This window comes from Trichocoleus sp. FACHB-6, from assembly GCF_014695815.1.
In the GTDB taxonomy this organism is placed as follows: domain Bacteria; phylum Cyanobacteriota; class Cyanobacteriia; order Cyanobacteriales; family FACHB-T130; genus Funiculus; species Funiculus sociatus.
Genome location: NZ_JACJOY010000013.1, coordinates 32861 through 54765, shown reverse-complemented (window position 1 = coordinate 54765; position 21905 = coordinate 32861). Strand labels below are relative to the sequence as shown.

Genomic DNA, 21905 nt, shown 5'->3' with positions numbered 1-21905 from the left:
CAACCTACTCTTACTAATTGCTAATGGCAAGAAAACCCCATTAACCATTAGCAATTATTTATTTTTTGAGCGCAGTTAATTTTTTAAACATCGCTTCTCGTGCCTGCATTGCTAAAGTATCATCCAGCGGTTCCAAAGACACTGGCCTTTGATACTTTTCTAACAATGCTGTCTGAATCAGCCAATCAGCGATGAAGGGATTTTTAGGTAAAAGCGGGCCGTGAGAGTAGGTAGCGATCGCATTCCGATAAAACGCCCCTTCCGTCCCATCTTCCCCATTGTTACCGTAACCGCTAACCACACGTCCCAACGGTTCCACATTCCCCAGATAAGTTCTACCGCCGTGATTTTCAAAACCAATTATTACTGGCGCAGCGCCCAGCATCTTTTGCAAATCCTGCGCCAACCGTGTCGCCGTCACCTCAAAAACTACATTACCGATACAGCGACGCGCGTCTGGGCCTGGATGCTTGCTTTCCATATCCAACAAACCCAATCCCTCAATCCGCTGACCTAACGCTGGTTCATAGTAGTGTCCCAACAACTGCGGCGATCCACAAGTAAACACCCCTGGTGTCCCAGCTTCAATCTTCTCGCGGATAGCCTCCGCCTTCGCCCCCCGCAAATCGCGCATCACGATTTCTTGCTGTCGGTCTTGTGCGCCGCCACCAACCAACACATCCACCTTCTGAAATTCTTCTGGCGGCGTATCCTGCGCCAAAGACAACACATTCACCCGAATTCCGCGCCATTCGGCGCGTTGGCGCAAGCATATCACATTGCCGCGATCGCCATAGGTACTCATCAACGACGGATAAAGCCAACCAATAGTTAATTCCATCTACTCCCTCTATTCCTTCTCTTTCTCTGCGTCCTCTGCGCCTAGAGCGGTTTTTAAAATCACAAAATCTGCCGCCCAGTCAAAATCCCGCGCACTTCCAACATCGCCGAATAAGTAGGTAAAATGTGCAAAGTTTCCCCTGTCGGAGTGTGTTCTAAAGCTGTAGCGATCGCATCCTGCAAATCTTCCTTTACAATCAACTTGCAGACATTTCCCTCAGCTTGACTATAGCGGATACGCAGGGCCATATCATAGACGCGATCGCCGCTCACCACCACAGTTCCCCCCTTCTCCACCAACTTTTCCGTATCCACATCCCAAATCCACGATACATCTGTACCGTCGGGCGTGCGATCGTTCAACACCATTAGTGTTGTAGAGGAACCACCATTACTTCTTTGCTGATTAACTGCGCGAATAGTTTCATTCAACGCCACGGGATTTTTTGATAACAAAATCCGCACCTTTTTCCCCGCAACTTCTAATTCCTCAGACCGTCCAAAAGCCGCGTGGAAGTTTTTAATTGTATCTAAAAGAGTATCTGCATCAACCCCAATTTCTTGAGCTGCTAATACAGCCGCCAGCGTATTATATTTGTTGTAAATGCCGATTAAAATCTGAGGCCATTTTCGGCTGTCAATTGCCAGCTTGCTTTTCTCAAAGCCACAACTGGGACAGTGAAAATCGCCTTGATGAGATAAGTAGACACCCTGATAATCGAGAGAATGACCGCACCGAGGACAATAAATAGAATCTACCGCGTGAGGAATTTCGTCAAGATAGGCTTCTGGTTCGCTTAGCCCAAAAGATAAAACCCGTTGCGGCAACTGCTGACCCAAATAAGATAACGTCGGGTCATCACCATTTAAGATTACCACAGTTTCTTTTGGAAGTTGCGCGATCGCATCTTTCCAACGCTGGCTTATCGTATCAACTTCACCGTACCTATCCAGCTGATCCCGAAACAGATTTAAACATAAAATAAATTTCGGTTGAATAGAAGGCAGAACCTTGGGCAGAATATTTTCATCCACCTCCAAAATCGCATAATCAGCGCTCAACTGACCGATTAAGTTAGTGTTTGCCAACAGTGCTGTCATTAATCCATTTACCAGATTAGCACCAGCAGCATTGTGGGCAATTCGCCATCCCTGACGTTCCAGCATCGTCCGCAACAGCAGCGATGTCGTCGTCTTCCCATTCGTCCCCGCAATGAAAATAACCCCGTGTTTCACCTGACGAGACAGCAGCTGCAACAGATTCGGATGCAGGCGACGGGCAATTTCCCCAGGTAATACACTAGCAGCCCCCAGCCGCAGCGATCGCACCAGCGCCGTTACCGTCTTCGCCACCGCCACCGCCACGCCTAGCCGAAATCTATCGAAAAATGATATCCTCACACCACACTCCTACCAAGACGCGATTTATCAAGTTTCTACAAGCGTCTTTACTGCTTATCTACTGAGCTGTTGTTGGCTCGTCAGCATTTTACCTTAACAAGAGCCTACATCCACTTATTTTCCAGAACAAGCTTCTGTGTTTAGATTCCGTAGTAGCAAGATTTCTTCGGTAAAGTCTAGCTAAAAATCGCCCTTCGTCCCTTTTAAATTTAAGTGTTTTTCACCCATTTTCAGGAAAATTTCTTTTTTAAACCCTAGACTTATCTTGGTTTTTCCTGATATAATTTATCTTGATAAGGAAGAACTACGCTGCAATATTATTTATAAAAATATTTTCATTATTGAACTAACAGTCCGAAGCGAGAAGCCGTATAGCAACGAGTGATACCTTTCACCTTTTTTTTAACCGCCTAACGACTAAAGCCTGTGGGCTTATATATGCGCGATCGCTTATTTTTTACCCAGAATTGCACAAATCAAAGTCTCTCGTTCTCGACCCCTCAATTGAAGGTTTTTGACGGGTCGGGCGTAATAGCGATCGCGCACATATCCATAAGTTTCACCAGTAACTAACAGGCGATACGGATTACCTTCTTTGACATCCTTATTCATCGCCTCTAGTCGGGCAGCAATATTAACAGTATCTCCCAGCACTGAGTAATTTAAACGCCGAGAACCGCCCACACTACCAGCGATAATTAGACCAGTGTGAATGCCAATGCCAAATTCAATTTTGGGCTTGTTTTGAGCCAGCAGGTGTTCGTTAAGCTGTTGCAGCCGTTCGTGCATGGCTAAACTAGCAGCGATCGCATTCAAAGCATCTTGCTGAATTTCTTCCGGCTTCGTGTGAGGAAAGGGAATACCAAAAACTGCCATAATTGCATCCCCAATATATTTATCTATAACGCCGCCGTTGTTCATGATGCAATCGCTCATTGCATCCAAATACTCGTTTAGCCAAATTAGCAACTCGCGGGGTGTTAGTTTCTCCGAAATGGTAGTGAAACCCCGAATATCCATAAATAAAACCGTCGCTACCATTTCTTGAGCTTTTAACTCACCTTTATGAAAAATTTCAGTTTTCCGCTGCCAAATTAAACTAGCAGTCTCCGGAGCCATGTATTTCTCAAACAGACTCATTAGCTGTTGCTTTTCCTGCTGTTCTCGCAATTGTAAAATCACCCCTGATAGCACCATTGTCCCAATTGGTGCGGCGATGGAAATCCAGACATTAGCGAAGGTGAATAATAATAGTGCAATTGCATACCAAACTATCAATAACAAAAATGTGATCGCAATTCTTCCTTTTGACCCTTGGGTGGAAAATAACCTACTCGAAACAGGGCCAACCAACAGCAACAACAGCACCGTTCCCCACTTGGGTACAGTAGAAAGGAGCCTGTTATTCAGCAAATTATCGATTACAGCTGCATGAATATAAACCCCAGCAGTCGGAGGATTTTGATTTAAAGGGGTCAGCAAGGGGTCGGAAGCTGTAGCGGTGATACCAACTAAAACAAACTTACCAGCGAAAGCGTTTTTAGGAAATCTCCCAGCCACTACATCCACAAAGGAATAAGTTGGTAAAGATTGGGTTTTTCCGACCCAATTAAGTAATACAGGCTGAAATTCAACAGAGCGATCGCTTACGGGTATTTGGTTACTGTTATTATAAACTTGCAGCATTGCAGCCCCTAACGATGGAATTTCACGCACAAATAGCGTCGCCTGACGGCTGATACCATCTGTATCAGGTTTGTGTAAAATATGCCCTTGTGCAGCAGCAGCTTCTACTAAATTTGGTACGATTGGTAAAGGTTTACCTTTGTCATCCCAAACCCTCGCCAAAACTACATTTCCTTTAGCAAACATAGCGTCAGCAAATTGGCTATCTTCGGGACTTTCTTCAGCAAATAGAATGTCAAAACCAATTACAGCTGGTGGAGATACTGATAACGCTTGCAATAGCTGTGCATAGCGATCACGTCTCCAGGGAAATCGCCCATACTCCTGCAAACTGGTTTCATCAATTGCAATTACTGCCACCCGTTCATCCCACTCTGGCGATAGCAAAATTCCCCCATCGCGAATTTGAAACAGCGTATTGTACGCTAGATTTTCTAGCGCTTTCCATCCCTCTAGTTGCCACATGGTCACGGAAATTACACCAGCAATAATTCCCGGCAATAAAGAATTTAACACCGAAATTTTAATAGTCATTAGTTATTAATCATTAGCCAGTTGCTAAGTGCTAATTCTTCAAAAGCCATTAGCCAAGGACTACTGACTATTGACTCCTGATTCCCGAAGTTTTGCACCTAAGTTATAATATTTCTCGTCTCCCAATGGGCTACGAACCACTAGCCGCAAATCAGAATTGGCTGGCGCAGGAAGTATTGCATCAATTTTACCCTTTTGATTTATCTCTAGGGGACGGTTATTAAGAAATGCCAAATTTAGCGGATCGACTATACAAATCAACCGGATTTTGTTGTTCCCGATTGCTGACAAACTTTCCAATTTGTATTTTAATTTATCCTTCGTCAAGCGAGGTAGCGTTGGCGGGGAACCAGGAAAAACAACAGAAGAGTAACCACCATTTATTCTCACAGTTTGCCCTTTAGCTGTGATGGCTACGGCACCTTCAAGCGTAGAAATTCCTGTTTTCCCTTTGGGATCAACAGCAACGCCAAACACGGTGCCGCGAACGCCAGCAACACCAGATGGAGAGCTAATTTCCAAGCGCGAATTAGGGTTTTTTAAGGTTCGTGCTTGTATCCTTGCCTGCCCTTTAGGCACCCCCAGGACAGTCACCCTGCCGCCCTTGGCAGCCAGAGAAAGATTTTTAACTTGTACAATGGAATTTTCTGAAACATTGATAGTAGCGATCGCAGTGTCTACAGCTAAAACAGCGCTGGAGTTTGCCCCCGTAGCAATTTGCTGCCCAGATGTTGTCAAGCGATCACCTACTTTTGCCTGTCTTCCTTGGTAAGTTACTGTCCCGCGAATCTGCCTCACTTCCACAAAGCGGCTCGAAGGCAATTGAAGATCCTTAGCCAGCAAGGGTAAGGCTACTAATAAAATACCCGTTAATACCAATGCTAACAGTCGGTAAGTTCTAGCTGGGTGCAATTTCATAGGGCAGAAAATTATTAAATCGAAAATAATTTGGCTATGTAGCTATATTATTTATCGCTTTTTAGCGGGGAATTTATGCAAAAATATTATTGTTTAGACTAGATATTATATCCCCAATAAGTTCCGCTTAAGATTGAGGTGCAGAGATCATGCATTTAATAGCACAAGCATTTAATCAAAATATCTTTTTACCCTGAATGCAGTAAATTATAATAGCCTGTTTTCGTTTCCGCAGTTGAATGGTACGGACGGCGCGATCATGATAGTTTCCACAGCAACGTTGATATGAATATTCGTCTTTTACATTTTCGATTCGGTATTCTGGCAGCTTATCGCCGTTCGTGGCGGCATCTTTTTGACCGCTACTTGTTGAGGCTAATTGCTTGTTTGGGTTTGCTGCTGCTGCTGGGAACCCCCTCAGCCTTAGCAGGCATCAACGACGATTACTTTGACGGCAATATCTTTGCCCTCTACGCTGGCAATGGCTCACTGGTGCCGCCGAAAGTGACTTTGGCAGAATCTTTCGCCCGGAAAAAACCTGCGCTGCTGGTGTTCTTCGTAGACGATAGCAGCGATTGCAAGCAGTATGCGATCGTCGTCAACCGCTTACAAGCTTTTTATGGTCGGGCGGCAGATATTATGCCCATCAACGTAGATGCTATTCCAGAAAAATCCACCTTTACAGCTACCGAACCCGGCTATTACTATGAAGGTGTCGTCCCTCAGACAGTGTTGCTCAACCAGAAAGGCGAGGTTGTGCTGAACGAGAAGGGGAAGGTCGAATATGAGAAGGTAGATGATGTCTTGCGGGAGGTGTTTGACTTGTTGCCTCGTTCCGAATCAGCAGAACTGAAGCGGCGAACATTCAATGAGTTTAATACCGAATTAACCAAATAATTGTATTTGGGCCGCTGGCATTAGTGTTAACTTCAGCTCTGGCGAATAGAATTCGCAGCTATACAAACTCTCATCCGCCTGCGCGGAGTATCGGAATATCAAAGGTTTTGAACTCCGCCTGCGCGGGTTGAGCAAAGCCGCATAGGCTTCGCCTCCGGTCTGTGTAGCTGCGGTTTTAACCGCCCAGCTGACGTTAATTTGATACTGACTTGTTGACCTATTTCAAGGCAAGCGACGCTAAACTATCTGTAACCGCGACCAGATGGTGTTCTGATGCCAAAAGTCTACACCACCGAGGAGCTAATCAAAATCTTGGCTACGGAGCGCCGCGCCTGTCTCAATGGGCAGCGCCTTAATTTAGCTGCCAAGACTTCTGGAGTTAACCCATTGATTGACAAGTTTCTCAAGCCGGAGGGCATCCAAAAATTCACAGCTTATCAAGACTTTAAAGCCGCAGTTCATCGCTATCAGAGGGAACATAACGTTTCCGGCATTGTTTGGCGACAGCTAACACTCAAGAACAAGACTCTACGAATTCCAGAAGTAGATGCTCAGCTAATTGCTCTTCCGAGTGATATGGAGACGCTGAAAGCTGCTAAGAATTCAATAATGTTATTTTGGCATGAAGCAACAGCCGAGATGGACTTGTACCTGAGCGTTAATAATGGCAAAGACCACCGGATGATTATGGCACCAGATGTAGACAGAATTGCTTGTGGCACCGAATGGGCAAGCCTTTGGAAGTGGGAGAAGTCAGATTTTTTAGAAATTGTCTTGCAACTCGGTTGGGGAAAGCCAGAGGAAGCTGCTTATAAACGGGGATGGCCTCATTCAGGAAGCGAGTATATTCATGCAGTGAATCCTGGGAATAGTCCTATTTGTTAAGGCTGGTGGCAATACCGTTCGCTAAAGAATAATTTTCCAGTAGGTTTCTACACATATATCAACATTTGTGCAGCGATCGCATAAGTCAGAAATATGTTCCCAAATATTTTTACTCAATTCTCTGGGTGATTATATAGTGATCGCGCGCCCAATCCTGCTCTAAACTATAAGCTTATAGGGTGCTTTGACCGAATGCGATCGCATTTCTACTCTTTTCCATAGTGCTATTGTCCGCCAGTCTCAACAAATTTCAAGAGCCAGCTCTTGTTAATCCCTCTTCTCTAGACCTGCCAGTCTGATGCTACTGCATACAGCTTTAAGCTCATCCTTTACTTGATTAACAGTTTTAATTGTTCCAACCTTCACTAGCCTTGTTAGGATACAATTGTCGGCTGAGTAAGAACTGCCACATGCTGCCTCTTGATAAGCGAGGAAATAGTCTACACTCCAAGGACTCGCTTCTGGGGGCGGCTAATACACCTGCCTCCATAACAACCTTATTACCACCCTCCTACACGAGCCTCTTATGGAAACTAGAGAATACACAGAAGATATAGATTTTAAAAAATACTGGCTTATCCTCAAACGGCGTTGGCTACCCGCCACCACCGTCTTTGTATTTACAGTTTCACTAGCTACCGCATTTGCGTTCTTAAAAAAGCCCACCTATGAAGCCGAAGGTAGGCTTTTGTTTAAGAAGCAAAATACGACTTCTGCCTTAGTCACAGAAGCAGGAGCAAAAATCGGGCAGTTGGAACCGCTAAACGTTCTGAATACCCCTCTCGATACTGAAGCAGAGATAGTCCGTTCTGAGCCTCTAATACAAGAGACGATAAATTCCCTAAAACTGAAAGACAAAAAGGGAGACCCCCTAAAAACTATCGATTTCCTAAAACAGCTGACGGTAAAAGGTATCAAAGGGACTGATGTTTTGCAGATATCCTTTAAAAGCAAAGATCCCCAAGAAGCTGCAAAGATAGTCAACAAAGTTATGAGTCTTTATCGCGAGAAGAACATACTTAATAACCGCGCTCAAGCAGCTGCGGCTCGCGAATTTATTACTAAGCAGCTACCCAAAACTGAAGTTAATGTTCGTCAAGCAGAAGCAGCTTTGCGTAATTTCAAAGAACAGAATAACATTGTAGCTTTAGAAGAAGAAGGAAGCTCAGCGGTAAAAGCGATCGCAGAGCTAGACAGCAAAAAAGCTCAGACTCAGGCTGAACTTGAAGATGCAAGTGCTAGAGTCGCCGCCTTCCAAAATAAGATAGGTCTGAATTCACGGCGGGCTATGACACTAAACTCGCTCAGTCAATCTCCCGCAGTTCAGCAAGTGTTGATAGAACTCCAAAAAATTGAAGGCGAGTTGACAGTTGAGCGCACCCGCCTTCAGGATGAAAATCCCAGAATAATTAATCTGGAAAGTAAACAAGCTGCATTAAAAGCTTTACTACAGGAACGGGTAGGTCAGGTTGTTGGCAGTAACCAACAAGTATCCGGAGAAAATTTACAAATTGGTGAACTTGAACAAAAACTAACCGCAGAATTAGTCAATGCAGAGGTGCAACGCTTAGGCTTGGCTAATCAAGTCAGTTTTCTATCTCGCGCTCAGTCGGCATACAGGCAAAGGGCTAACATTTTACCCAGATTGCAACAGGGCCAGCGCGATTTACAACGGCAAGTAGAAGCCGCGCAATCAACCTATCAAATTCTCTTGAAAAATCTTCAAGAGGTACAAATTGCGGAAAATCAAAATGTAGGCAACGCTAGTTTAATTGCCGCAGCTACAGTTCCAGAAAAGCCCGTAGGTACTCGCAAGATAATAATCCTAGCTGCCGGAATTGTGGCAGGCAGTCTACTTTATGTAATCACTGCTTTCCTTGTAGACCTGAAAGATCCAACTATCAAAACCGCCAAAGAGGTGCGGGAGTTATTTAAGTATACCGTCCTGGGAATGGTTCCTTCTTTGAAGAAAAAAGTAACTTTTCGCAGTAAGAAATTAGAAAGAATTGTTCCGCAGCTTCCCGTTAGAGATAATCCACATTCGGTTATCAGTGAAGCTTACCGAATGCTTCAGGCAAACTTGAAGTTTCTCAGTCCAGATCAAGAGCTGAAAGTCATTGCGGTGACAAGTTCTGTTTCTAAGGAAGGCAAGTCTACGGTTTGTGCCAACTTGGCTATGGCTATGGCTCAACTGGGAAGACGAGTTTTATTAATAGATGCGGATCTGCACCATCCTATGCAGCATCACATCTGGGACTTGACTAATGCAATTGGTCTGAGCGATGTCATCGTTAATCAAGCTGAGTTTGGAATGGCTGTGCGGGAAGTGATGGATAACCTCGATGTGCTTCCTTCTGGGGTGATTCCTCCTAATCCATTGGCTCTTGTTGACTCAAAGCGGATGGCTGCATTAATTGACAATTTTTCTAAAGACTACGATTTTATAATCCTTGATACGCCTCCAATCGTTCTGGTAGCGGATGCTCTAGCAGTGGGCAAAATGACTGATGGTATTTTATTGGTAGTCCGGCCAGGCGTGGTTGATACTGTCAGTGCTGCTGCTTGTAAGCAATTTTTGGTGCAATCAGGTCAGAAGGTTTTAGGCTTGGTAGTCAATGGTGTGATTGTGGAAAACGAACCTGATAGTTATTTCCACCATGCCAAGGCATACTACAAGGAAGATGCCAGTACGCCGAAAATGCTGACAGCTAAGGCTCCCAAAAATAGCGATCGCTTTTAAACCGGCATTCGTCGGTACTTCTAGATCGAACCATAAGCGTACCGTTGTAGAAACGTTCTATACGCTTATGGCAAATCATCTTATCCTAACCGTATTAGGCTAGGGGCAGTAGAAATTTTTTTTACAGGAGAGGGGCGGCTCCCCTTTCCTGGCGGGGAAGGCAGCTAAGTTATACAGTTGCTTCAATGCCCTTACGTACATAGCCTCTCCTGATAGGGAAAGTAGGCAAATTGGCTCTTGCCGGCTGCTACTGCGGGTAAGCAAAAACACAATTATTTTTTAATGTTCCCGATTAAAAAATAATTGTGTTTTTGTTTAGGGTATGTCAAATTACACTTTGTAAATACAGACTTCATTAGCAGTTTATATCTGTTGGCTCGGAAAATTAATTGTAAAGTACACAAGTACAATTTATACAAAATTGAGCTTGTCAAGTAGTTCTACGTAGGAACAAAGTCAGCCGACAACTGTGCCAAGGAATATTTTGCAATTTACTACTTTTGATAGTAGTAGTAACGGGTTCAATTGTAGGATAATACCAGGCTCCCTATAAGCCTAGGAATGGCTAGGCTAGGGTGTTTCGGCTTGGGGACGAAATTATTGCCTAGTGCTAGATCCAGTAGATATTTTGGATAAAAAAGATATTAAAACTCATTATTATGAAGTTGCCATGAAGTCAAGTATGGGATTTGAGAATTCTCTGTGAAATATGGCAAATTCAATTTACTTGGATAGTGTTTTACAGTAATCTACGTAATAACGCTGAAGAGAATCTCAGATTCTCAAGTAAGCTAAGCAATAATGCTAAAGGAAATTTACTAACAGGCTGCTAAATTAACCTTTGTTGCTACGAAAAAACTACCAGCACACCTAGCTATATATAGGTTTTATAGTTATGCGTAAACCTGTTTTGACTATCTTCTACCAGTTCAATCCCAGTGGCATTAGCATCGGGGGTATTCAAACAGTCATACGCACCTTTGTCAAATACGCTCCTAGCGAGTTTGAAATCCGGCTGGTAGGAACGGAAAACGATCCATCCAAACCAATAGGAGTATGGCGAGATACCCAAGTGGCAGGCAGAGAAATCCGCTTTATGCCTTTGTTTTTTATAGAAAACGATAACTTTAAAAAATTAGTACCAACCAGTATTAAATATACGGCTGCTCTTTTGGGCCGTAACTTGAGTTCAGATTTCATGCACTTTCACAGGCTGGAACCGACCCTAGCAACTCTTAAATGGGCTGGTGAAAAAACTCTTTTTATTCACAATGATATTCAAAAGCAGGTAAATTCTACAGACAAGAAAAATGCTATTTTATGGCAACGTTTTCCAGCAGCGTATTTTGCTGTCGAACACTATCTTATAAGTCAATTTTCCCAAATCTTGTCGTGCAACACCGATTCGGTGCAACATTACCAGCAGCGTTACCCAGACATAGCAGAGCGCGTTTCCTACGTCAAAAACACAGTAGATAACGAAATTTGCTACCCATTAACTGAGGATGAACGCGAACAAGCTAGGCGAAGCTTAGCACAGCAAATGGGTTTAGCCCAGGATACGCGCTTTATTCTATTTGCTGGTCGCCTTCACGCCCAAAAAGATCCCGTACTGCTAATCCGCTCCATTGCTGCCCTGAACGATGCAAATGTTCACCTGCTCATAGCGGGTGATGGAGACTTAAAGGATGAGCTAAATTCTGAGATTTCCCGCTTTGGATTGACCGAACAGGTAACGCTGCTGGGACCATTAGCCCAGAAAGAACTTGCACAGTTGCAGCGGATATGCAGTGTCTTCGTACTAACTAGCGTCTATGAAGGTCTTCCTATGGTTGCTCTCGAAGCACTTGCCAGCGGTACCCCATTGGTGACAACCAATTGCGGCGAAACTCCCAACCTACTCACTGCTGACAGTGGAGTGGTATGCGAGGAGCGAACGCCAGCCGCAGTTGCAGATGCCTTGCGTAAGGTACTGCACAATAGCGGAGATTATCCACTTGAGGCGTGCGTTAAAGCTGCCAAACCTTACAGTGCCAAGACTGTTGTGGGTGATATCTACAGCGATATGCTAAGTCGCTGGGAACAGGGGAATTTATCTACTAGCCAGATTAATCATAAAAGCTTTACCGGGGTTTAACAATGAAAATTGCCGTAATTGGAGCGAAAGGGTTGCCTGCCAAACAAGGTGGCATTGAGCATCACTGTGAAGAAATTTACTCGCGGGTAGTTGAACAGGGTCACGAAGTAGATTTGTTTGCTCGTTCCTCATACACCGGAAATGTTTCACTGAGTCACTATAACGTTCATGGTGTGAAGGTTGTTTCTATACCCAGCTTGAATGTCAAGGGAATGGATGCTCTGTTGAGTTCGGCGCTGGGAGCGATCGCTTCTAATGCAAAGCGTTATGATATCGTTCACTTCCACGCTTTAGGGCCATCTCTCTTTACCTGGCTACCAAAATTTGCCTCTTCAGCAAAAGTCGTTGTTACCTGTCATGGCTTAGATTGGCAACGTGCCAAATGGAACAAAGCTTCTAGCGACCTAATCCGTCGTGGGGAACGCGCTGCTGTCCGCTTCTCTGATGAGATGATAGTCGTTTCAGAGGAACTGCGCTCATACTTTAAGCAAACTTACGGTAAAGAGACAATTTATATTCCTAACGCACCCTCAAATATGGGTGATTCAGACCCTACTTTTACTTATGGAACTTCGCTAGGTCTGGAACAGGGACGCTATATTCTATTTTTAGGTAGACTGGTGCCGGAAAAGTGTCCCGACTTACTCATCAAAGCCTTTCAAAACCTTCAGCAAGAAGGATGGAAACTCGTCATGGTCGGCGGTACCAGCGATACCAATGAGTTCACCTCAGAGATAACCGACATGGCGGCGAATAACAAAAACATAATATTCACAGGTGAACTTAGAGGGCCTCGTCTAGCAGAAATCCTTCGGGGCGCGGGATTGTTTGTACTTCCTTCTGAGTTGGAGGGATTACCTCTATCGATGTTGGAAGCAATGCAGGAAGGTGTCCCCGTACTCGGTAGTGATATTCCCGTGCATCAGCAATTGATCGGCAAAGAACGGGGGATGCTTTTCCAGGTGAAAAATGTAGACTCCTGCCTCCGCAGCTTGGAATGGGCAATCAATCACCAGCAGGAACTGGCGGTAATGGCTAAAAACGCCCAGAATTATGTACAAACAAACTATACCTGGAACCAGATTACTGCCGAAACGTTGAAGTTGTACAACACACTCACCGCCCCTGTTCCAAAACCAAAACCAAACCCATTTCCAGTTTCAGACCGTCCTGCCAAGGCTTAAGAGTGCTGTTGCATCTCTAAATTGTCAATATAACTTAATATTTCCCGTCAGGGGATAGGGGCGCGCAAATAACTGTACGCCCCTACTATTTTTTGTGTTTGAATTTTTTTTACCGACAATAGCCAGTGACACTCACTGCACCAATGTTATAAGCGCGACACCCATACTTACACTCAATTACGGCTGTACTAGCACCATTAATTTACAAATCTTAGCTTTTAGGATAAAGTAATAACCAAAATTTGAATTGATGAGTAAAAAATTATACTTACATATATCCACGTAGGTTTTCCAATTTATAAGGGCGTTCTTTACAATTAATTCAAAAAATTCACTGATGCCAACGCCACGTACTGTTTTATATGCTAGAGAGGTAAAGAAAGCTACTCAGAAAAATGAACACCTTTATCAATAAACTAATTTCTACGAGCGTAATGTTGATCTTCACTGCGGCTGGTTTCGTAGTATTAGCATTTTCCGTAGTCTTGATGATGGTTGAATCCCTCGTCTCGCAAGTGTTGTCAGAAGCAACAGCACTACAAAATCATTCTTTAACAGAACGTGTTACTAGCGCGGAAGAACCGTCTAGAGGTTCCCAAATTTGTTAAAGGCTAATGCCTTGGTACTTGGCAGATCAATTTGACCAGTATTCAGGGGCGAACTGGGGGTACGGGCGCGGAAGATAAAGCAGCCTGTTCCTTGGAATCGTCTGGAGTTCCGTAGTAGATACCCCGGCCATTGGTACCAATGAAGACCAAGCCAAACTGCTGCCAACTCGCCTCCATCACATTTGGCTCGCCACCGATGGGATTTTGCTTAGAACCGATGCTTATCCAAGTTTTGCCTCTGTCGAGAGAACGGAAGATTCCCTCGCCCATACCAGAAATTTTTCCATACAAATAAAGCGCCGGAGTTGTACTTCCTGTCTGTGGTTTCCCGAAACTAAACAAATGCGCCTTTTCTACCGAAGGCAGTTTAGAAAACGTTTTGCCACCGTCTGTGGAATGGAATAAACCTTCCCAGTCTAAGCTGAGCCAGACTTCGTCTTTCGCGTCTGGAACTGTTTTCAGCGCATACGAATAATAGTCACTATTAATATTGGGAATCGATGAGTTAACAACGCTGAAGGATACACCTCCGTCAGTGCTGCGGTAAACTTTGCCGTCGCTGTAATAGTAAAAAGTATTGCCATCTACTTTATCCGCCACCAACGGCTGACCCCAATACCACGGGCCTTCTGGGCCATTAGGTAGTCCTGACACTGCACTCCATGATGCGCCGCCATCAGTGGTGCGTAGGGGTGGAGCTTTACTGACAGCTACAACGAACAAATTTGGGTTAGTTGCCGATATAGCTACGCGCAGTGGCATTGATGCCGGAAATGACCCAAACCGCTTCCATGTTAATCCGCCATCTGTTGAAGTTGCTCCTGTATAAGTTGAGTTCCACCTCGAACCGCCAACGCGGACGATACGCAAAGGGTCGGTTTGGGAGTAGGCGATCGCATAGGTGTCGCGATTGGCGTTATTTATGGGAGAAATACCTTCAAACCTTTTGGCGGGAAAGGCGTTCAGTCCATTGTTGTGATAGAAACCGTCTACATCGGCTACCCCGCTCAACAAGACAGCGCCTTTGGGAGGTGCAGCGATCGCAAAAGCAACTACTTCTTCGTGTCCTTGCTCATAGTTAGTCCAAACGGCCGGATTGGCGTTGATATTGTCTGTCTGCCAAATTCCAAACCCGTCAGTTAACCATACTTTCCCTGGAACTTTTGGGTCAAACTCAATAGCGGAAGTCCACAAGGAAAACATGGAGTCGTCCCACCAAGGAACGGTATGCTTTATCGATGCCTTTTTCTCTGTCCAAGTGGCACCACCATCTGAGGTTCTGTAAATTTTAGTAGAGGTAGATTGGCCCAAGGCTACCAGTAAGTCGTTGGGATTATTCGGGTTAACACCCAAGGCATTAAAAGCTGCTGGTTTGTTTTCTGGGGTGATGTTGCTCCAAGTTCCCTTTTCATACTTGCTAACCCCTGCCATGTGGGTTACGTACAGAATACTGTTGTTAGCAACAGCCATTCGCTGTCCTTGTGCTGGACTTCCCGCTATTTTGCTCCACGTAACACCCGTGTCAGTAGATTGGTAAATACCGTCTCCGTAAATATTGGCATAGACTAAACCTGGTACTTGGTTGTCAAATACAATGCCCAAGATGCCAACGCCTTTGGTAAAAGTTGGAGATAAAGTTGCGACTTTTGCCCATGTCGCGCCTGCATTCTCCGACTTCCACAGGCCATCGTGCCGCGAACCAAAGAATATAACGTTGGAGTTGGCTGGATTGACAGCTAGCCTTTTCCCCGCCCAACGATGCTCGTCGTTGCTGTCCATCCCTAAGTCTATGTTTAGTTTAGTCCAGTTTTTACCTTGATCTGTGGACTTAAAAATTGACCCTTTGGGTTGCCACTGGGAGTATTTACCTGCGGCCATATAGACGATATTTGGGTTATTGGGATCTGTCGCGATCGCTTCTCCGCCGTAATATGTTTTCTCTTGCATTGAGAAGCTGTCATTTAATGGAATCCAGGTTTTATCTTTGGCATTCCAGCGATAAAAGCCACCAACGTCGGTTCTGATATAAACCAGATCCTTTTGCCCGTTGTGGGTGTAGACACCTGTAACAAACCCCCCGCCTCCTATCGACACGTTAGCCCAGCGATACCCATTTGCCCCGACGTAGGAAGTTGGCGCAATCGGTGCAGACACAAGGTCTGCTCCTACAATTGGCTGTTGGTTGCTACTTGCAGTACACCCAAGCATAATGCCAATAAACACAGGAGCCACAGCCCGATGGAGAAGTTGTAATATCATGATTGACTAAATACTGGTAAGATTACAGCCATTTTGCAGAGAATAATTGAGTTATCTACTCATACATTTCAAGTTTTAATGAAAAATTATCAAGCATTCCATAGCTCAATGCCAAATGTGTAAATATTAAGTATCTTTATAAAAGCTTTAAACTTCTAGGGAAAATTCTCACGAACGCACACTGTTGTCTGTGGTAAATTAATTTTGTTTGCGTAGCAAGAGATTGGCACCCAATTACAATAACTTTAACTGCTGCTGAGATATTTTTGCCAGTCTGTACTAGCATTATTGGCAATTGACTAATTTATTCAATGAAATATGCAGACGGTCTGTAGAAGACAGTCTGAAATATGCAATAGCGATGAACCAAGGCAAACTGAGGAGAAAAATGTGCTGGAGCTGAGCCACCTGCTCAAAAAAATGATGAGCATTGTACCGATCCCTAATCTTCCGCCGCTAAAGACTCCCAAGCTGCGATCGCTATCTATAAATCTCTTTTTCTGGAAGTCTTCATTTGTAGAGCCTCAAAGTTTTTCCCGTAATATTTGCTACTTCGAGGGACGACAAGCATGAGCTTAAAAACTCAAGTCATGCGGGGAGGAATCTACCTGGTATTGCGTCAGGGACTGGGAGTATTCATCAGTCTGGCGGGAGTGATGCTAGTTACCAAAGTGATCGGCCCAGAAAACTACGGTCTGTATGCTGCCGCTGTCAGTATATTTTTGTACCTCCAGATGCTCAGTCAACTAGGTATTGAAGTTTATCTGGTGCGGCGAGAAGGGGAAGAAGAACTAGGAGTATACCACCAAGCTTTCACCCTGCTGCTATTGCAAGCGTTGGCCGGAATGCTTTTAGCTTTTTTGGCGCTTCCCTTAATAGAAAGCTGGGTGAACATCAAAGGGTTTCGCCCGGTAGCGCAAGTCTTGTTTCTGGGGCTTCCCGTCGTTCTCCTCAATCAAGTACCGATGGCCCGGCTAGAGCGCAATCTAGATTACAAGCGGGTAGCTTTAATTGAACTTCTCGGTCAGTTATTTTACTACGTGATAGCCTTTCCATTGGCTTTTCGGGGAGCCGGAGTGTGGGCGCTGGTGGCTGGATGGTGGCTACAGCAAGCTCAAACTCTAGCACTACTCTACTGGAGTGCAGGCTATCGTCCCCGCTTTGCCTGGAACTGGGATTTAGTTAAGCAGATGTGGGGGTACGGCATGAGCTTCTCAGCGTCAATTTGGGTCTGGCAACTGCGTACCCTAATCAACCCCTTGCTAGTAGGTAGGTTCGCCGGGGCCGAAGCGGTGGGATACGTGGCTTTAGCCATCCGCATTATCGAGATTCTTGGTTTTGTCAAGGCAGCAACCTGGCGAATTTCTATCGCTACCCTCTCCCGCTTGCAGGGGGACAAAGAACGCCTAGTAAGAGCTGTAACTGAAGGCATGGGTTTACAGATATTAGCAGTGGGACCCCTGTTAGTCGGAGTTAGTTGGGTTAGTCCTTGGCTAATTCCTCTAGTATTTGGCGATCGCTGGCTTCCGGTAGTACAAGTTTATCCTTTTATCGCCTTGGGCTACCTGACCAACTCCCTGTTTAATATGCACTCCTCCGCCCTCTACGTTCTGCGGCGAAACTGGGAAGTTACAGCCTTTCACATCGTACACATGGCTCTTTTTGCGGGAGCAGCATTTTTGCTTTTACCCCGCCTGGGATTAATCGGATACGGTTGGGCTGAGATAGTGGCTCTGACGAGTTACGTTGTAATTCACTTCTATTTGGTGCGGGATATTGGCAACCCAGACTATCGGCTGACTGGCTTGTGGTGGGGTGCTTTTGCTGCGGCTCTGTTTGCTTATCAGTTAGGATGGTGGGCGGCGCTGGGATTAGTAGTGGTGGCTTTGTTGCCCAGTACGCACCAAAAGCTGAGAGATTACATTAAAAGTATCAGGGGAGCAAAGTCTGAAGGCGCGTCTTGAAGTTAGCGCGACTGTAGCTACGGTCTCTCAATGTTAAAAGTTATACCATTGGATTTTGGAATTGCAACAGTTAAAGTTCTGAAATCCTTTGCAGGCAAGGGTTTCCCAATTGACAATGGTATTAGCGGCTCATCAGAAAATTCAGATTAATTTTCCTTCCCTATGTCACCAGCTCAAACTGTAAATCCCCTCCTAAGCTTCTTTGAAAAAAGATTCGCCATTCTTACCCTGGTAGTCTTCACAGGTGTTTTGAATTTTGCCAGCTATTACAATGTGTCTGAGGGCGTACCAGGATACGGCTTTTACGTTTCGTCTTCCTTTGACCGTCTGGTGTCGCTGCTGCAATATGGGATTTATGCGACAACTTTATTCTTTATTGTTGCCCGGTTCAAAAGTGTTGTTCGCCCTGCTCTGAGAGACCCATTCTTATTAGTTCTAATAGGAATTATTGTCACTTCATTTTTTTGGTCTGATTTCCCAAGTATATCGAGAAAGGCTGGTATATTTGCATTAACAACAACCTTATTTGGATTGTATCTTGCTTCCCGCTTTAGCTTAAAAGAGCAGTTAAGAATAATAGCGTGGGCGTTGGGTATAGTCGCAGTATTTAGTTTATTGTATACGCTAGGTTTACGGGGATCGGGAATAGAAAATGGGACTCATTCGGGAGCTTGGCGAGGACCATTGTTGCACAAAAATCTCTTTGCTCGGCTGATGCTTGTATGTGCGTTTCCTCCATTACTAGCTGCTCTGGATCTTCGCAATAAGTATCGCTACCTTGTGTTTGGTGTTGCTGGTCTGGCAATTGCTCTAATTATACTTTCAACTTCTAAAACTGCTCTGGTTATCTTTCTTACTTTGATACTTCTGTTACCTCTGTATAGAGCTTTGCGATGGAGCGATAACCTGGCAATTCCCTTCTTTATCACTGCAATATTAGTAGGCGGAAGTATGGCTACATTTACTGTAGCTAGTTGGGACAATTTGCTGTTTAGTTTAGGGAAAGATCCTACCCTCAGCGGTCGTACAGAGATTTGGGAAGCTGTCATGCATAAAATTTGGGAGCGTCCTTGGTTAGGTTACGGGTATCAGGCGTTTTGGATAGAGGGAGGAGAGTCAGATTATGTGTGGCGCGTACTTCGCTACAGGGTGTATCAGGCTCACAATGGTTTTTACAATATAGGAGTAGAAATTGGTTTATTAGGAGCGCTGTTTTTTGTGCTTAGTGTGGCTTTTGCTTATATACGAGCAATCAAATACGTGCGTACAAGTACAACTTCGGAATCTCTATGGCCTCTAATTTACTTAACGTTCTTGCCTATGTATAATTACACCGAGAGTACGATTGTCGAACCAAACTCTATTTATTGGGTTTTGTTTGTTTCAATCACTTTCTCTTTAAGAAATGTCCAAGGGGTAAAGGTTAGGAAAGAAAGTGAAAGATTAAGTGAAAAAATTGTTAGTCAAACAGGTATAGAAAGCTTTCCTTAATGTTCCACCGTACCTAGGCTGAATCTGAATACGGTCGAGAGGGAGGCTAACCAAAAAACTTGCGGGGAACGTGAGGCAGAGCCTCGCAGCAAGTATTTCCAGACCGCTACCCAGGAACAGATAACAAGATATCAAGGTAAGTTTGTTACATATTTCGTCCGATAAATTACTTTGCACTACCTATCAAAACCTAAAGGAATGATTTCATGAATACCCAAATGAAGTTATCAGAAAATACGCAACAATTGCTCAATTGTCCAGTTTGCCAGTCAAAGTTAGAATTGGCCAAAGAGGAATTTGAATGTACAAATTCTGAGTGTAAAGCTCATTTTCCTGTGGTTGATGGAATACCTGTTTTAATTAATGAGTCTTCGAGTATCTTTTCTTTTAGCGATTTTTTAAATCGCCAAGATACAACTTTCAATTTTCAATCCCAGTCAAAATTGAAAAAGATTGTTGCAAATCTGCTCCCGGATATTCATGCCAATATCAAGGGAAAAGCCAATTATAACCAGTTTTTAAAGCTGGTAATGCAGCTGAATGAAAAGCCTAAGATTTTGGTGGTTGGTGGGGGTATAGTGGGAGATGGAATGGAAGCTGTTTTTTCCAATCCAGATTTGGAAATTGTTAGCACTGATGTTTCTTTTGGCCCTTGTACAGCATTAATCTGTGACGCTCACGACATACCCTTTGCTGATAACTCGTTTGATGGGGTAATTGTACAAGCTGTACTTGAACACGTTCTAGATCCCAACCGATGTGTAGAAGAAATTTATCGGGTACTTAAAAAAGGTGGAGTAGTTTACGCAGAAACTCCCTTTATGCAACAAGTACACATGGGACGATATGATTTTACTCGCTTCACCCACTTAGGACATCGCCGTTTGTTCCGCAAGTTTGAAGAAGCTTCTAGTGGCGCAGTGTGTGGCCCGGGAATGGCATTAGCTTGGTCATATCAATACTTTCTTTTGAGTTTTGTGAAGTCTGATGCGGCCAAATCTGCGGTAAAAGCTTTTACCAGGTTGACATCCTTCTGGCTAAAATATTTAGATTATTTTTTAATTGATAAGCCTGGTACATTTGATGCAGCATCAGGATATTATTTTATCGGGACAAAGAGCGATCGCGTTCTTTCTGACCGAGAATTGCTTAAACTCTACAAAGGTATACAATAGAGTTTTTGCTCATTAAGATTGTTAATAATTTATTGCCTGATTTAAGATGTCTAATGTGGCAATTTTTCTCACCTCCCTCGAAGGTGGTGGCGTTGAGAGAGTGCTAGTTAACTTGACTCGTGGTTTTATTGAGCAAGGTTTAAGCGTAGACTTAGTTTTAGTTAAGGTTGAAGGGCCTTTTCTGCCTCTGGTTCCGTCAGAAGTAAACATCATAGACTTGCAGGGTAAGCGGCTAATAACCAGTCTTCCCGCGCTGGTACGCTATCTAAAAGAAAACAAACCGCAAGCTTTACTTTCGGCTTTGGAAGATACAAACTTAGTAGCTTTATGGAGTCGAAAAATAGGTGGCGTATCTACTCGAATGGTAGTTAGCGTGCATAATACTCTTTCCATAGAGTCCCAAAATTCAACTCAACTTAAAAGGCGAATTTCACCTTATTTGGCACGCTGGTTTTACCCGTGGGCTGATGCAGTTGTTACAGTATCTCAAGGGGCGGCGGACGATTTAATAAAATTGGGTTTGTCTAAGGAACTGGTTAAAGTAATCTACAACCCAGTTGTTACCCCAGAACTTTTTAAAAAAGTTGCTGAACCTGTGGATCATCCTTGGTTTGCACCGGGTTCGCCTCCGGTGATTTTAGGTGTGGGACGCTTGGAAAAGCAGAAAGATTTTCCAATGCTAATTCGCGCTTTTGCACTTGTGCAGCAGCAGCGTCCGGCAAAGTTGATGATTTTGGGTGAGGGAAAAGAACGTCCACAACTTGAGGCTTTGGTGCAGGAACTAGGTTTAACGGCAGTTGTAGCTTTACCTGGTTTCGTGGCGAATCCCTATGCTTATATGGCTGCATCGGATGTGTTCGTTCTTTCATCTTTATTTGAGGGGTTGCCTACTGTATTAATTGAGGCGATGGCTGGAGGAACCAGGGTGGTTTCTACCGATTGCGAGAGTGGCCCCGCTGAGATTTTAGAACACGGTCGCTATGGAAAATTAGTACCTGTGGGAGATGTTAAGGGTATGGCAGAGGCTATTATTAAGAGTTTAGAGGAGCCTCGAAATTCTGAAGCTTTACGGCAAAAGGCTGCGGAATATTCGCTAGAAAATGCTTTAACAGGGTATCGGCAGGTATTGAATGTTAGCTAAAGCTATTTTCTTCCTTTGCTTCTGCTTTAATTAGAGGAATTTATG

At 44.3% G+C, this 21905-nt stretch carries 16 protein-coding genes; 11 read left to right on the top strand and 5 right to left on the bottom strand.

The window, feature by feature from the left end:
• Positions 1-58 precede the first annotated feature (58 nt).
• The 4 genes from H6F66_RS02380 to H6F66_RS02365 form a co-directional block, all read right to left on the bottom strand.
• Positions 59-841: a type 1 glutamine amidotransferase gene (locus tag H6F66_RS02380; protein ID WP_190417847.1), complete on the bottom strand. Its 783-nt coding sequence runs from the start codon at positions 839-841 to the stop codon at positions 59-61.
• Positions 842-900: 59 nt separating this feature from the next.
• Positions 901-2235: a MurT ligase domain-containing protein gene (locus tag H6F66_RS02375; RefSeq protein WP_190417858.1), complete on the bottom strand. Its 1335-nt coding sequence runs from the start codon at positions 2233-2235 to the stop codon at positions 901-903.
• Positions 2236-2691: 456 nt separating this feature from the next.
• Positions 2692-4461, bottom strand: a complete 1770-nt coding sequence (locus tag H6F66_RS02370) for an adenylate/guanylate cyclase domain-containing protein (RefSeq protein WP_190417845.1) — start codon at positions 4459-4461, stop codon at positions 2692-2694.
• Between the two features lie 60 nt (positions 4462-4521).
• Positions 4522-5379, bottom strand: coding sequence for a FecR family protein (locus tag H6F66_RS02365; protein ID WP_190417843.1), 858 nt, complete (start codon positions 5377-5379; stop codon positions 4522-4524).
• 285 nt (positions 5380-5664) lie between these two features.
• On the opposite strand from H6F66_RS02365, the gene H6F66_RS02360 reads away from it, so the two are divergent.
• The 6 genes from H6F66_RS02360 (at position 5665) to H6F66_RS02335 (ending at position 13830) form a co-directional block, all read left to right on the top strand.
• Entirely contained in the window at positions 5665-6276 is a 612-nt protein-coding gene (locus tag H6F66_RS02360; RefSeq protein ID WP_190417841.1) for a thylakoid membrane photosystem I accumulation factor, read from the top strand.
• 273 nt (positions 6277-6549) lie between these two features.
• Positions 6550-7161, top strand: coding sequence for a hypothetical protein (locus tag H6F66_RS02355; protein ID WP_190417840.1), 612 nt, complete (start codon positions 6550-6552; stop codon positions 7159-7161).
• Positions 7162-7687: 526 nt separating this feature from the next.
• Positions 7688-9901 (top strand): polysaccharide biosynthesis tyrosine autokinase, encoded by a 2214-nt coding sequence (locus H6F66_RS02350; protein ID WP_190417838.1) that lies wholly within the window; start codon positions 7688-7690, stop codon positions 9899-9901.
• Between the two features lie 895 nt (positions 9902-10796).
• On the top strand, positions 10797-12038 hold the full coding sequence (locus H6F66_RS02345) for a glycosyltransferase family 4 protein (RefSeq protein WP_190417836.1): 1242 nt from the start codon (positions 10797-10799) through the stop codon (positions 12036-12038).
• A gap of 2 nt (positions 12039-12040) precedes the next feature.
• The gene (locus H6F66_RS02340) at positions 12041-13222 is read left to right on the top strand and encodes a glycosyltransferase family 4 protein (RefSeq protein WP_190417834.1); all 1182 of its coding nucleotides are present in this window, start codon (positions 12041-12043) and stop codon (positions 13220-13222) included.
• Positions 13223-13617: 395 nt separating this feature from the next.
• Positions 13618-13830: a hypothetical protein gene (locus tag H6F66_RS02335; RefSeq protein WP_190417832.1), complete on the top strand. Its 213-nt coding sequence runs from the start codon at positions 13618-13620 to the stop codon at positions 13828-13830.
• 42 nt (positions 13831-13872) lie between these two features.
• On the opposite strand, the gene H6F66_RS02330 is transcribed toward H6F66_RS02335, so the two are convergent.
• Positions 13873-16089 (bottom strand): hypothetical protein, encoded by a 2217-nt coding sequence (locus H6F66_RS02330; protein ID WP_190417830.1) that lies wholly within the window; start codon positions 16087-16089, stop codon positions 13873-13875.
• 390 nt (positions 16090-16479) lie between these two features.
• On the opposite strand from H6F66_RS02330, the gene H6F66_RS02325 reads away from it, so the two are divergent.
• The 5 genes from H6F66_RS02325 (at position 16480) to H6F66_RS02305 (ending at position 21860) form a co-directional block, all read left to right on the top strand.
• Positions 16480-16662, top strand: coding sequence for a hypothetical protein (locus H6F66_RS02325; RefSeq protein WP_190417828.1), 183 nt, complete (start codon positions 16480-16482; stop codon positions 16660-16662).
• Positions 16659-18053, top strand: coding sequence for an oligosaccharide flippase family protein (locus H6F66_RS02320; protein ID WP_190417826.1), 1395 nt, complete (start codon positions 16659-16661; stop codon positions 18051-18053). The genes H6F66_RS02325 and H6F66_RS02320 overlap by 4 nt, the downstream gene beginning before the upstream one ends.
• Positions 18054-18215: 162 nt before the next feature.
• Positions 18216-19544, top strand: a complete 1329-nt coding sequence (locus tag H6F66_RS02315; RefSeq protein ID WP_190417825.1) for an O-antigen ligase — start codon at positions 18216-18218, stop codon at positions 19542-19544.
• Positions 19545-19750: 206 nt separating this feature from the next.
• Complete coding sequence (locus tag H6F66_RS02310) at positions 19751-20719, top strand: methyltransferase domain-containing protein (RefSeq protein WP_190417824.1); 969 nt, start codon at positions 19751-19753, stop codon at positions 20717-20719.
• A gap of 46 nt (positions 20720-20765) precedes the next feature.
• Positions 20766-21860: a glycosyltransferase gene (locus H6F66_RS02305; protein ID WP_190417823.1), complete on the top strand. Its 1095-nt coding sequence runs from the start codon at positions 20766-20768 to the stop codon at positions 21858-21860.
• Positions 21861-21905 lie beyond the last annotated feature (45 nt).